The following is a 13,179-nucleotide window of genomic DNA, read 5'->3' as shown; positions in this document are numbered from 1 at the left end:
GCAGTCGTCGTTCGAGTGAAATGCCGTCGGTCCGGAGGCCGGCGGTCGGGTGAACGTCCCCGAACCGCGCGCCGCTGTCAACGGGCCCGGCCACCGTCGTCCGGTGCGCGTGTTGCACGCGGCGCCCGCGCCGCGTTATCCCTCCGCGATGCCGGAGACTCCGACCCCGATCGCGGCGGCGTACGCCCTGCTGCTCCTGATCGGCATGCCCCTCCTCGCCGCCCTCGATGCCCGTCGCGGGGCCGATCTCGCCGCAGCGGCGAAACACCGCCGTCTGCTGTACGTGTCGGTAGGGGCATCGCTCGTCGTGCTCGGCCTGGTGACGCTCGGCGTCGCGGCGTGGCAGAGCGTCCCCGCGGCCGCGCTGGGCTGGAGGGTCGACGCGCCGGCGCCCGCGCTGCTCGGGGGCCTGGGCGTGGCCGCCGTCGGGCTCCTGGCCGCCTGGCTGATCACCGCGGCCGGGCGGCTCGCCGGGCTCCGGGAGACCGCGGCCGTGCTGCTGCTGATGCCGCGAAACGCCTCGGAAAAACGCTGGTTTCTCGCGCTCTCCGGGATCGCTGCGGTCTGCGAGGAGTATGCCTATCGTGGATTCGGCCTGTGGGCCGTCTCGGCATGGACCGGCAACCCGTGGCTCGGCGTGGCCCTGGTCTCCGTGTCCTTCGGACTCGCTCACGGATACCAGAAGCTGGTCGGCGTGGTCCGGGCGACGGCGCTCGGCGTCGTGCTCGCGGCGACCGTCATCTGGACGGACAGTCTGTTCCCGTCCATCGTCGGGCACTTCTGGATCAACGCGGCGATCGGCCTGGGAGGTTGGCGCCACCTCCACGCGAACTTCGATGTCGACGAACCCGATGAACCCGAGACATGATGAGGAGTGATACATGATCGCGAGAATTTGCGCGCGCACGGTCGTCGCGCTTGGCCTGGCCATTCCGTCGGGAATGGCGGCGCAGGAGGCCTCCCCGATCGAGGTCGGGGGGCTGCTGCGGGCCGGAGCCCGGGCGCATGCCGATTCCACCCTGGGCGGGCAGGGATTCCGGCTCTTCGAATCCCGCCTCAAGGTGGAGGGCGCCGTCGGACTCGTCTTCGACTACAAGTTCGTCGTCCGCTACGACGCCGGGCGTGACACGTACCGGATCCACGACGCGGTGGTCACGATGCCGGTGATTCCGGAATTCGAACTCAGCCTCGGCATGTTCAAGCCCTACTTTGGCTACGAAGCCACGGTGTCGCGAAGCGACATCACGTTCGTCGAACGCTCGCAGGCCGCGACCGCCCTCAGGCCGGACCGGCAGATCGGCGTGCAGGCGGGCGGGCAGGCGCTCGATGGGCGGTTCACCTACGGGGCCGGCCTCTACAATGGCAACGGCCGGTCCGTCACGAACGACGGTGACAACTACATGTTTGCCGGCCGCCTGCAGTACAACTCGATCGGCACGATCGCCTTCTACGACGAACTCGTCGTACAGGCGGGAGCTTCCCTCAGTTATTCGGAGGACACATCCGCGCCGCTCGGAAAGGGCATCATCACCGGGGATCGATCGGCGGCACCCGGGATCACGTCCGATTTTGCGGGCAGCCGCCTGTACTGGGGTGCGGACGTTCAGGTCTCCTACCACAGCCTTACGCTGACGGGCGAGTACCTGCGGGCGGATTTCGATCTCGATGCGCCGCTCACCGGGAGCGGGCCGGCCGAGACGGAGGCCTACGGCGGCTGGGTGCAGTTCGGCTATCGGCCCTGGGGGTTGCTCGAGGCCGTCGTGCGGTATGATGGATTCCGGCCGGCTCTGGGCGCCGACCGGAAGTTCATGGTGTTCGGACTGAATCTGTATCCCGACGGCTACGCGAGGTTCGGGCTGCAGTACGCCAGCGCCCTCGACGACTCGCCCCACGCGCCGACGCTGTCCGATGGCCAGTTTCAGTTCCTCGCCCAGGTCGACTTCTGAGCGGAGGGCCGGAGCGGCGTGTACGCGGGAATGACGGTGGGCGCGGTCGTGCCGGCGAGGGACGAGGAGCAGAATATCGGAGGTGTCGTCGCCGACCTGCTGGCGCTGCGCGATGATCGGGGCCGGCCCGTGGTCGACGATCTCGTCGTCTGCGACAACGGGTCGACGGACGCGACCGCGACCCGCGCGCGCGAGGCCGGGGCGCGGATCGTCCGGCAGGACACGCCGGGCTACGGACTGGCCTGCCTGACCGCCCTCGCGCACCTGCGCCCCGTCGACATCGTGCTGTTCACCGACGGCGACCGGTCGTTCGAGGCGGCGCAGGGACTCCGGTTGCTCGAAGCCGTCGCCGGCGGGGCCGACCTGGCCATCGGGTCGCGCGCGCTGGGCCGGAGGGAGCCGCGCGCCCTGTCGGCGCCGCAGATCGCGGGCAACCGGGTGGCCGCGCTGCTCATACGTCTGCTGTGGGGGGCGGCGGTGACCGACCTCGGGCCCTACCGCGCCATCCGCGCCGAGGCGTTGCGCCGCATCGACATGCGCGACCGCACGTACGGCTGGACCGTGGAGATGCAGGTCAAGGCCATCCAGCACGGTCTGCGGGTCGTCGAAGTGCCCGTGGACACCTTGCGGCGCCGTTTCGGCCGGTCGAAGGTGGGAGGCACGGTTCGGGGAGTCGTCGGCGCCAGCGCCGGCATCCTCTCGATGATCGCGCGGCTCCGCTGGCGGCAGTGGCGCGCCGCCCGCTCCACCCGGCCGCAGGAGGCAGGAAAATGAACGGACGGAAAGGGATTCCTCGTCGATGACACGCTTCGCCCCGTGGGGGCTGCTCGGCCTCCTGGCGCTCGGCGGGATTTCGTGCGCCGGGCCGTCCACCGACGTCGAGTGGGACGCGCACGACCCAGCCAATACCGCCACGCTCGACCACAGCGAATGGCAGGCGCTGCTCGACGCCTACCTGATCACCGACGACCCGTCCGGCGTCACCCTCGTCGACTACGCGAAGCTGCGGGCGAATGCCGCCGACCGGGCGCGCCTGGCCGGCTACATCGACTACCTGCAGGAACTGGATCCGCGAGAGTACGCGAAGGACGTGCAGATGGCGTACTGGATCAACCTCTACAACGCCGTCACCCTGCGGGTCGTCGTGGAAGAGTATCCCGTCGAGTCGATCAAGGACATCCACGAAGGCCTGATTCCCGGCACGGGCCCGTGGCGCGACATCCACGCGAACGTGGCCGGACACCCGCTGACGCTGGACAACATCGAGCACGACATCCTGCGTCCCATCTGGCGGGACGCCCGGATCCACTACGGCGTGAACTGCGCCAGCATCGGCTGTCCGAACCTCGCCCCGGAGCCTTACACCGCGGAGAACCTGGAGCGCCTCCTGGACCAGGCGGCGCGGGACTACGTGAATCACCCGCGGGGCGTGACGCTCCGCGGCCAGGCGTCCGGCGTCGTCTCCAGCATCTACTTCTGGTACCAGGAGGACTTCGGGGATTCCGAGGCGGGCGTGCTCGAACACCTGCGGAAGTACGCCGAGGGCGACCTGGCCGAGCAGCTTCGGGATTTCGACGGGTCGCTCGACCACGAATACGACTGGAGCCTGAACGCGCCGGACACGCCGTGACGTGAACCGTCGTGGCATGACAAACGCCGCGCGGATCCGGTCGGGACCCGCCGCGGCGCATACCCCCTAGGGGAATCGAACCCCTGTCTCCTGGCTGAGAACCAGGTATCCTGGGCCACTAGACGAAGGGGGCCGAGTTGGGAAGCGATATTCTAGTCGGGCTGGAAGGCGTGTCAAGATGATGAAGAGTCGGGGCAGCGCGCGGAGCGGTGGTGGAGTACGGAGCGGGGGTGGGGTGCGGTGAGTTGGGAATACCTGCACAACATCATGCACGCCTTCCCCATCGTCCTCGCCGCGACCGGGAGCGCCGTCGGTCTGTACGGGTGGGCGCGCGACCGCGAGCCGCTCGAGTTGTGGGGGCTGGTGGCCCTCGTCATCGCCGGCGCCTTCGTGGCCCCGGCCTATCTGACCGGCCTCGCCGCCGCCGACGTCGTCGCGGACCGCACCTTTGTGCGGCCCGGCATCGTCCAGACCCACCGCTTCTGGGCCACGTGGGCGGCCGTCCCCGCCTTCACCGCCGGCGCGCTCGCCGCCTTCGCGCTGCACGAGCGCGACGACCGCCGGCTGCGGCGTTTCGTACTCCTGCTGGGCCTGTTCGCGACCTTCATGATCGGAATCGCCGCCTGGCAGGGCTCCAAGATCGTCCACGGCCCGAACGAAACCGCCGCCGCGGCCGTATCCGCCACGACGGTTCACGGCGGTTAGCCGTCCGCGCGTGTCGCGCCCGAACATCTGGCGCGTGGCGGACTCGACGAGCTAGTGCGTGGCGGACTCGACCAGGACGACGAGGCCGTAGAAGACGAACGCGGCGGCGAGCATGGCGCCGGTCTGAAGGACGCGCTCCCGGAGTGACAGCTTCGCGAGTTGTCCGAGCAGCAGTGCAACGACGACCGTGCTGAGCAGCAGGATTCCGAGAATCGTACTCATCTTCGCAAGCCATCCTTGTGCGATTCGACGACGGACATCGGGTCACCCCCATAGGTGAGCGACGGGCCACAAGGTCGGTCCAAGCCCGCGTTTCGGCAACATTTCCGCCCACGAGTCCCCGCGGACTGCTCCACCCCTTCCTGCCGTACGCACGGTCGTCCCGGAACGGGCATGTAACGTCCGCCTAATTCCAGGCATATGAGGCGTGTGGGTGGACATTGGGCCGCCGCTTCCGGCTCACGGTTTCCCTTGGAGGAATCCCTGACACACGACCTTAAGTTGATGAACGTGGGCTCGTTTGCAGTCTTCTTCGCGGCTGGCATGGCGGCGGTTCCGGTCGCCGCGCAGGAGCCGGGCCCGCGGCTGGCGGGCGTCCTCGTGTCCGAGGGCGACGGCGCGCCGGTGGACGGGGCGGTCGTGTCGCTCGATGGTCTCGACGGCGTCGTCGTGTGGGAGACGCTGTCGAACGTCAGCGGCGCGTTCAGCCTGCCGTCGCCGCCTCCGGGCACGTACCGCGTGCGGGTGTCGCGCATCGGCTACGATTCGTGGACCTCCGGCCCGATCCGCATCGACTCAGCCCAGGCGACCGGCCCCCTGCGCCTCGAGATCCCGGTGCAGCCGATACCGCTCCCGGAGCTGATGGTCACGGAGCAGACCGACTGTCCGACGACGCCCGAGGAGCGGCAGCGTGCGTTCGACCTCTACGAATCGGTCGTCCCCATCCTCGCTTCCGTCTCGCACACCGAAGACATCGGTCACCTGAGGATGCGAATCGTACGACCGATCAAGGAGTGGAGGCGCGGGCAGTTCCTGTACGGGTACGACACCACAGCCGTCGTTCAGTCAAGATCTCTGTATAACGCTTCGCCCGGATACCTCGCGACGCACGGATACGCCGAGGCCATCAACGATACGTTGACCACCTTCTACGTCCCGGACGGAGACGCCCTGGTGTCTCCGGGCTTCCTTGCGACGCATTGCCTGAGTACGACCGAGGCCGAGGATGAGGGCACGGCTGGGCTGGCGTTCGAGCCCCGGCCAGGACGTGAGGTCGTTGAAGTGTCGGGTGTCCTGTGGATCGATACCATGGCCGTCGAACCGCGGGAGCTCGAGTTCCGGTACGTCTCGCTGGGCCCCTTCCTGCGGCGACACCTGGAGCCAGCTCTGAGGGCGGACATCCAATCGCGCTTTCCGCGCCCAAGGTTTGCCCGAACCAGAATCCTGGAGTCCCGCTTCCGCGGCTGGCTCCGATTCGGCATGATCGCCCCTGACCGGTGGGTGATCCAGGAGTGGAAGATCGACCGACCTATCCTCCTTTATGAACTCGCGACTGGCGTAATGGGGACGTTCGTCACGCCAGTGGCTTTTCCGGTGACGACCAGTGGGAGAGTCTTGAGCGTAGTCCCGCTATAGTTGTTTAGCGTTGAACGTGCGTTGCTATGGTTTCGGCAGCCGAAACCGTCCGACCCACGGCTCGGGATCGGGTCCGCTCGCGTAGAGCCAGGTGTCGGAAGCGTCCACCGTGATCGCCTCCGCAGCTCGGCCGAGTTGCAGTGTTCCAAGGTAGGCGCCGTCCCAAGAGTAGAGCTGAACTTGCGTCGTGGCCCAAGGTGTTCCGGGCTCAGCCACGCTACGTCCCGAGAAGAGGCCGTAAACGCGACGCTCCGTCGCGACCAGATCCGTGAATCCGTAGCGCGTCTCCGGTCCCAGGGACATGACGGCCCTTCCGCCCCGCGATCGTCCCTGTCGCCACGTCGGCTGAAAGGCGTCCGGGACAGCGGCCTGCGCGATGGACGCGCCATCGTAGTCGAAGATCTCGAGGAGTCCTCCAAGGAGCGTAGCCGCCGCCAGCCTGCCCCCGGCGGGGTCCGCTACAACACGGCTTTCGTACGCTTGAAGGAGTGTCATTCCGGGCGCTGCGGCTCCCGCGGGAAAGCCGAGGATCGTGCGATCGTAGCTTCGATCAGGCCGGTACCGCGCCACCCGGCCTCCGGTGATCCAGCCACCGGCGAACCAGTGGCTGTCGGGGGCACGGACCAGCGACCCGGCGTTCGGGCCGTCCATCTGGAACGTTTCGGGCTCGACAAGGGATCCCGTTACGATCTCGTCGAGGGATAGCCGCGTCAGTCGTTGGTGGACGCCGTCCAGAATCCACACCTCATCGGGCGAGTCCGTGCCTCCCGGCACGATCTGTTCGGGGTCCTTGAATTCGCCCGGTCCGTCGCCGCGCCGCCCGTAGGAAGCCAGACGCTCCAGGCTCCCGAGATCGAAGACATGCACACTGGGGTCCAGCAACGCGTCGATGCCCACGAGGCGCCCACCTGCCAGCCCGAGGTCGACGACCCAGCCCAGCGAGTCGTCAGAGTACACGACTTCGGGGACGAGAGTCGGACGTACCGGGACCGCTGGCCTCGCCTCCTCCCCCGTTGACCGGACCAGCCCCAGCGCGCAGATCACGACCGCGATGACCCCGCCGACGGTCCATTTGGCCAACGCCCTGCTCATACCACCAGAGACTACTCGTCGCATTGCGGGCTACGGTTGGGCATCTGAATGTCGGGACAGATGCAGTCCACCCAGGTCACGTATCCACAACCCGCTTCCGCGCAGGCAGCGGTCGACAATTCCACGCCAAATGCGGCGCTGGTCTCGTTTGTGACGGGGATGATCGCGGTGACGAGGGCGATCACGGCGGCTGTCAGCAAGCGCTTACAAGTCATGTTTCTGGGTCCTTTCGGTGAGTGACTACATCAATCGGACGCGACGGCTCGTGTCGAGAGCACGAGAGAGACGCGGAGGGCCTCTCCAAGATCCGCGCCGCGGTGGCGGATTCGGCCCGAATCCAACACGAAGTATTGGACCTCGCGCCACGCCCGAAGATTGTCCCAGGCTTCGTATCGCACGTCGTAATGGAAGCGTGAGTCGAAGCCGGATCGTTCCAACGGGGCCGGGGCTGTCTGCTGGGCTATGCGGAGAACCTGCACGCCGGCCGAACCTAACCGCTCCAGGTTCGCGTCCAGCAGTGCTAACGCTTCGTCGGCTACGAAGTCGGGTCGTACTGCGTACACCACTACGACGGGACTCCCGCCCGCAGCATCGCGGAGCGTCGTCTCGGTGCCCGTCGCGAACCGGATGTGCGCATTGAGGTCGACGTGTTCGTCGAGCAATGTGGCCGTGACACGGTTGTACATGGTCGCCCGAGCTGTCGCCAGTTCCCCCTCCGAAGGGCTGGGGAGTCCCCCAGGCGGATCGGTGCGTGGACGGGAACTCGAGGGCGTGATCGGGTCCACCTGAGCGAACGACAACAATTCAGCGGCGCGGAGATCGGAGCCGGCAGCCCGATGGATCTCGGCCGCCTCGAGAAAGACCTCGGAACTCCAAGTCTGTTCAACGGCCCTGTCCGCCGCCTCGAGCGCCCCACGTAGCTGCCCTCGCACGAGTCGGAGATTGGCGAGGTCGATGTTGAGCTGTGCGCGGAGTCGGCTCCGCGCGGCTCGAAAGTTCCGACGGGCTTGATCCAGCGGCCGGTCCGGTTCCAGTTGATGGTCTCCATCGGCGAGCCGGTCGAGGATCCACACTTCGGCGAGTGACGCCAGCTTGGGTACGGCCATCAGATCCCGGGCAAGCTCAGCGTCGTACGTCAGGTCACGAAACACCGAGGCTCGCGAGTGGCGATCCAGCCATATCCCGACGACGTCGGGCTCTGCAAGTTCGAGGGCGAGCCGGAGTCCGATCTGCGCGGTGATCGGCACCCTCACACTCGTCCAGCTCTCCTCGAGAGCCTCCAGCTTTCTTCGAGTCGTCATGGAGGAACGGGCGATCGCTTGCAGGCGGAGCAGCACCGCCGCTTCGTGTTGCGGGTACAGGCTCATCAGCTGGTCCGACCAGTAGCTCGCCAAGTCCGGCCGCCCGAGTAGCGCCGAGTAGCGATGGAGAGCATCGAGTTCCACCGGGTCGGGATTCCCTTCCCGAGCCAGCCGGTCCATCGCCACGAGGCGCGCGGCGTGTTCCCGTAGGAGAGAATCCCGCGATTCGGGTGGAACCGCCCCCTGCGCGAACAACAACTGCCAGACCCGGAACTCGGGCTGCTCGGGGAACTGTGCGGCTGCCTCCTCTGCGACCGCTGCCGTTCTGGCCGCGCTCAATTCGGAAGTTGCCAGCAGTTGGTGGCGCCGCGCCTGCAAGGTAGGTCGTTCCCGCTCTTCTGTCTCAAGGTATTCCCAGAGCCGGCCGAAGTCGGTGTCGATGTAGGTTCCAGCCAGGTCTTCGACAGCGGCGACGGCGTAGGCGGTGCCGGGCGGCAGGTCCACGGCGCCGGAGAAGACACCTGGTCCCCGCCCGGAGAGTTCGACCACGGCGTATCCCGACGCGGTCTGGCCGTAGCGTAGCGAGTCTGGGACCCAGTAGCGCAGCCTGGCGCGAAGGCGGGATTCTGCAGCGAACGAGACCGTCTCATACTGGAGCGCCAGCTCATCCGGCTCTTCCCATTGAAGGCTCAGCGAGCTCGAGCCGGCCATCACCCGGTCGGTTCCAACCGCGAGCGCCAGAACGACCGCGATCAGCACCGGCAGAACGGCCCATGCCGACAGGAACGGAACTCGGGAAAGCGCGCTCCACCGCCGCTGCGGAGCCCGGAATTGGACGACCGCCGCACCGTCTGGCTCCTGGCGGAAGAGATCGTCGAACAACTCGTCCGGCGGCTTCGGAGAGGGAATGCTCCGGATCGCAGCGCTCAAGGTGCGAATAAACTGGACTTCTTCGCGACACGCTTCGCACGATCGAAGATGCGACCGGACGCGGCGAGAAGAACGCACAGATAACTCGCCGTCCGCGAAGCGGCTCAGGGTCAGATCGTCGAGGTGTTCGTTTCGTCTGTCGGTTGACATCGTACAGTCCCCTACTCCTCGAACATGGCACGGAGGGTCGCTCGTGCCCTGCATAGCCGCACCCGTGAGGCTGCGGGCGTTATTCCCAGCAGCTTGCCAATCTCCCGGTGCGAATAACCGGCGAGTTCCTTCAGGACGATCACGTGCCGCAATCCGTCCGAGAGCGAGGACAGCGCTTCTTCCAGCACGATTGAATCTATGGCGGGGGTCCCCCCAGCCAGCGCCCCGCTAACCGATTCGTCCGATAGGGAGACTTCGTTTCGACGACGCTCCCGCCGAAGTCGCTCCAGCGCAGCGTTAGCCGTCACAGCACGGAGCCACGGCCCGAGCGGGCGCCTCCGATCATAGCTCCGCAGAGCCTCGGGGAGCCGACAGAACACGTCATGTAGGGCATCGCGAGCATCCGCCGTCGACCCGGTGAAGCGATACGCGATGTTGTACAACTCCTTCGAATACGCCTTGTACAGGCGCTCCAGCGGCTTGCTCTCGCCCTGCTCGATCTCGTCGGCTAATCGTCGCTCCTGACGGGATTCTAGCAAACCTACGTCTTTCCCTCCACGAGGTCCGGGGTCACGAGCGAAGCTACTTGATCCGACAAACCTTCCAGATCCTCGCCGTAAACCGCTACCACACGGCCTGCGTCGGCCACGTAGACCGCCGGTTCGGGTCCACCTAGGCCAAAGGCCATCGTGAACGCCATCGCGCTTTGTAACTCAACGCGGGCCGACAGCCGTGCCGTCCGCAAGAACGCGTCCACGAGTGCTTCGTCGCGTTCGCGGTCAGCGGTGATGGCAACGACCACGAAGTCCACGGCGTCCCCGTGACGGTGCTGAATGCCACGCAGGATGCGAGAAGGGTCCGTAAGGGTACAGCTAAGACACCGGTCTGCATTGAACGCCCACACGACCGCAGGGCGGTCCGTAGCGACCGCTACGGGGGCGGCGTCACCTACAACCGTCGGTCCCGGTGGGCGGCATGCCACGCACAGGAACAGCGCGGCAAGAAGGGAAACGTTCTTCATGGTGCATCCCTTCGCCGGGCGACTAGAATGCGGTTGGGCTGTAGACCCTGCGGGTCGGAGAACCAAAACTCGTCACGGTCCACAAGAAGTAGCCTCGGTGCGGCGCGTAGCTGCACTCGCGGTGTGCCGTCGCGGTCCATGACCACCAGATCCCACTCGTATTCGATGCCGCGCATGTGCGCTACGGTAACGGCCAGCCCGTCGCCCTCAGCAACTAATACGCGGGACACTTGCGAAACCGAGTCCAATGCGGTGCCCGCTTCCGACACGTCGATCTGGCGGGCGAAGCTAGGTAGCGCCGCACGTGGTCGAACGAGCGGGATAGGGATGGCGGATAACAGGTCACCGCCCAAGCTGTACTGGTAGACCGTATCGGACAGGGACCACACAGCCCAAATGGTGTCACCGACCAAAGAAGCGCTGGCCGACGCGAAGGCGCTGGCCGTGGGCCGATCCCGGTCCGAGATACCCATGGGGAAGAAGCTGCGCTCGATGCGGTCGGCCTCCATGTCCCATATGTGAAGGAAACGCGGGCGGTCGGCCGACTGGTTCCCCATGCCTGTCAAGAGAAGCTCTCCGCCTCCTAGGTCATGCGCATCAAGCAGCATGGCCACCGGCGCAGCGTCGACCAGCGTGTCCGCACCGAGGAACGTCAGACGACCTAGCATGATGTCCGGCACGACGAGCGTACCGTCCGACGTACGGCGTGCCGAGATGGGCATCTGGAACTCGCCCGGTCCTCCGCCCGCCCGGCCATGTACGGCCCGGAGCGTGCCATCGCGACCGTACTCCCTAACCTGTGACTCCTGCGGTTCCACTATGATCAAGCCATCCTGGCCGTCGGCGACGATCCTAGGTGTGACCGATATTACATCGTCGGTCTCCTCCAAGGTCACCACACGCACCACCTCGAACGCTTCCTCGAACGCCTCCATGTCCACCACCGGTTCCGCCGAGACGCGTGGTGCGGGATCTTCGGCACATGCGACCGTCACGAAAGCAATAAGCGGGAACACCCCTCGCATGCAGCGTGAACCGGGCGCGTTCATGGTATGCTCCCGTCTTACGCCGGGCCGATGTAGCAGCACTGCCCGCCGTCACACGTGCCTAGACAAATCCAGACGGGTATGAAAGGAATCTTGCGGGCTTGAAGAACAAGCTGTGCCGACACGCTGGCGTAAGTGCGGTCGGGCGATGCCGTGAAAGGCAGAGCGAAGCTCGCTACGATCGCCAGCGCAAACGCCGCTAGCATGTTCTTCCGTGTGATACGTCGTCCTCGTCCGCGCATGACCCTACTCCTTGCTGGTGTTTACGTCCCTTCACACGTACCGGACCCCCGGCACGCGCCTTACTCGATGACGATTCGGCAGCACAACAAGTTGTCACCGCACGACCAGAAGCAGATAAATCCGAAGGGCGGTATCAAAAACACCTTCAAGGCCGATTCCTCGGCGACAACTTGTGCCGGTCCTGTGGGGGCGTGGGGAACCGGTACGGCGAGTGACGCCACGGCAATCATCGCCGCGAGCGCGGCCATCTTCGCACGCTTCAGCATGCTTTCCTCCTTGTGCCAGAGTAGATCGGAATTGTCCCACTCTCGCGAACGGGCGATCTGTGTGGTTGATCGCGCCCGGCGCTGTTTCCTGCAGCCCCTCTCAGGCGCAAGGAGAGGGGCTGCGAGCGCCCCCGCCCGCGCGCCTCAGGCTGCATGGTGTCTCTGCGTCACGTCTGATGCGGCCATCGTACAACTCCAGGCTCCAGACTCGCGTCGGCTTCGATCGTGCGGGAAACATGGTGGGGCACCCTTATCCCTCATATGCGGCGAGGCGGCCAGACGTTACATGGAAGCGCTCAGCGCCGCGCGGCCGGGCTCAAGCCCGACGCCGAGCCGCGTGGGTCGGTCGGGCCGTGTTCAAGGACGATGGGCAACTGCGTGGGGTATCGCGTGGAGTACATTCCCTCGGGAACGTCAGATGCGCAGGCCGGCTGCCGGCACCGGTGACGGCGCGAGGTTCGGGAACGCGGCGGGGAAGGCGCGCACGACGGCTTCGCCGGCCTCTTCCAGGGTGAGGGAGGCGCCCTCGGAGGCGAGGCTCGTCATGCGGACGCCGTGGATGCCGCACGCGACGATCCCGCGGAAGTTCAGGAGAGGCTCGGGCGTCACGTTGAGCGCGAAGCCGTGCGAGGTGATCCAGCGGCTCGCGTGCACGCCGATCGATGCGACCTTGCGGATCGCGCCGGCCCCGATGAGCGCCTCCGCGCGTCCGGCGGCGACCGTCCCGAACCCGTCCTCCTCGATCGTCTCGAGGCTCCCGGCGGGTGGAGAACCCGTCCACACGCCCGTGTACGAAGCGACCCGGAAGGCGGGAAGGCCGCACTCGGCCAGGACGCGCAGCAGCACCTCTTCGATGCGGCGCAGATACCAGTGGAGGTCCTTCCGGTGCGCGCGGAGGTCGAGGATCGGATAGCCCACGAGCTGGCCGGGGCCGTGATACGTGAGGTCGCCGCCGCGCTCGATCTCGACCAGATCCAGCCCCGCCTCGGCGAGCCATGCCGGGTCGGGGGGCGTGACGTCCTCCCTCGATCCCCGCCCGAAGGTGAGGACCGGCAGGTGTTCGACGAGGAGCAGGAGGTCGTGGTCCGGCGGGGAACTCCGGCGCCAGCGGGCGATGGAGCGCTGCAGCTCGAGCACCTCCCGGTACTCGCGGCGGCCGAGGTCGACCACCCGGAGTTGCCGCTCCCCGCTCATCGAAGCTCCACCTGTCTCCG

The 13,179-nt window shown here is 66.7% G+C and carries 13 protein-coding genes and 1 tRNA gene; 6 read left to right on the top strand and 8 right to left on the bottom strand.

The genetic code is table 11. The features are described 5' to 3' along the window. Positions 1–49: 49 nt before the first annotated feature. From RN729_RS05660 to RN729_RS05645, 4 genes are read left to right on the top strand one after another with little or no spacing between them, the layout of a single operon-like run. A complete protein-coding gene (locus tag RN729_RS05660; protein ID WP_310782704.1) occupies positions 50–868 on the top strand; it encodes a type II CAAX endopeptidase family protein in 819 nt (272 codons plus the stop codon). 13 nt (positions 869–881) lie between these two features. Next, a complete protein-coding gene (locus tag RN729_RS05655) occupies positions 882–1,946 on the top strand; it encodes a porin (protein ID WP_310782703.1) in 1,065 nt (354 codons plus the stop codon). 18 nt (positions 1,947–1,964) lie between these two features. Beyond that, complete coding sequence (locus tag RN729_RS05650; protein ID WP_310782702.1) at positions 1,965–2,720, top strand: glycosyltransferase family 2 protein; 756 nt, start codon at positions 1,965–1,967, stop codon at positions 2,718–2,720. Between the two features lie 25 nt (positions 2,721–2,745). Beyond that, the gene (locus tag RN729_RS05645; RefSeq protein WP_310782701.1) at positions 2,746–3,576 is read left to right on the top strand and encodes a DUF547 domain-containing protein; all 831 of its coding nucleotides are present in this window, start codon (positions 2,746–2,748) and stop codon (positions 3,574–3,576) included. Between the two features lie 60 nt (positions 3,577–3,636). Here RN729_RS05645 and RN729_RS05640 read toward each other — a convergent pair. Beyond that, positions 3,637–3,709: transfer RNA gene (locus RN729_RS05640), tRNA-Glu, on the bottom strand. A gap of 107 nt (positions 3,710–3,816) precedes the next feature. Here RN729_RS05640 and RN729_RS05635 point away from each other — a divergent pair. Next, a complete protein-coding gene (locus RN729_RS05635) occupies positions 3,817–4,281 on the top strand; it encodes a hypothetical protein (RefSeq protein ID WP_310782700.1) in 465 nt (154 codons plus the stop codon). Between the two features lie 51 nt (positions 4,282–4,332). On the opposite strand, the gene RN729_RS05630 is transcribed toward RN729_RS05635, so the two are convergent. Beyond that, positions 4,333–4,503 carry a hypothetical protein gene (locus RN729_RS05630; RefSeq protein WP_310782699.1) on the bottom strand — a complete coding sequence of 57 codons (171 nt, stop codon included), beginning with the start codon at positions 4,501–4,503 and terminating at the stop codon, positions 4,333–4,335. Between the two features lie 321 nt (positions 4,504–4,824). Between RN729_RS05630 and RN729_RS05625 the strand changes: the two genes are divergently transcribed. After that, positions 4,825–5,916 carry a carboxypeptidase-like regulatory domain-containing protein gene (locus RN729_RS05625; protein ID WP_310782698.1) on the top strand — a complete coding sequence of 364 codons (1,092 nt, stop codon included), beginning with the start codon at positions 4,825–4,827 and terminating at the stop codon, positions 5,914–5,916. A gap of 24 nt (positions 5,917–5,940) precedes the next feature. On the opposite strand, the gene RN729_RS05620 is transcribed toward RN729_RS05625, so the two are convergent. From RN729_RS05620 to lipB, 6 genes are all read right to left on the bottom strand, one after another. Next, positions 5,941–7,008, bottom strand: a complete 1,068-nt coding sequence (locus RN729_RS05620; RefSeq protein WP_310782697.1) for a BF3164 family lipoprotein — start codon at positions 7,006–7,008, stop codon at positions 5,941–5,943. Positions 7,009–7,253: 245 nt separating this feature from the next. Then, positions 7,254–9,239 carry a hypothetical protein gene (locus RN729_RS05615; RefSeq protein ID WP_310782696.1) on the bottom strand — a complete coding sequence of 662 codons (1,986 nt, stop codon included), beginning with the start codon at positions 9,237–9,239 and terminating at the stop codon, positions 7,254–7,256. Between the two features lie 691 nt (positions 9,240–9,930). Beyond that, complete coding sequence (locus RN729_RS05610) at positions 9,931–10,200, bottom strand: hypothetical protein (protein ID WP_310782695.1); 270 nt, start codon at positions 10,198–10,200, stop codon at positions 9,931–9,933. Between the two features lie 206 nt (positions 10,201–10,406). Further along, positions 10,407–11,459 carry a hypothetical protein gene (locus RN729_RS05605; protein WP_310782694.1) on the bottom strand — a complete coding sequence of 351 codons (1,053 nt, stop codon included), beginning with the start codon at positions 11,457–11,459 and terminating at the stop codon, positions 10,407–10,409. A 299-nt stretch (positions 11,460–11,758) separates the two neighbouring features. Then, positions 11,759–11,965, bottom strand: coding sequence for a hypothetical protein (locus tag RN729_RS05600; protein WP_310782693.1), 207 nt, complete (start codon positions 11,963–11,965; stop codon positions 11,759–11,761). 414 nt (positions 11,966–12,379) lie between these two features. Then, positions 12,380–13,159 (bottom strand): lipoyl(octanoyl) transferase LipB, encoded by a 780-nt coding sequence (gene lipB / locus RN729_RS05595; protein WP_310782692.1) that lies wholly within the window; start codon positions 13,157–13,159, stop codon positions 12,380–12,382. Positions 13,160–13,179 lie beyond the last annotated feature (20 nt).

The sequence above is a fragment of the Candidatus Palauibacter polyketidifaciens genome (assembly GCF_947581785.1).
Taxonomy (GTDB): Bacteria; Gemmatimonadota; Gemmatimonadetes; order Palauibacterales; family Palauibacteraceae; genus Palauibacter; species Palauibacter polyketidifaciens.
The sequence above is the reverse complement of the archived record's forward strand: the minus strand, read 5'-3'. Positions and strand labels throughout refer to the sequence as shown.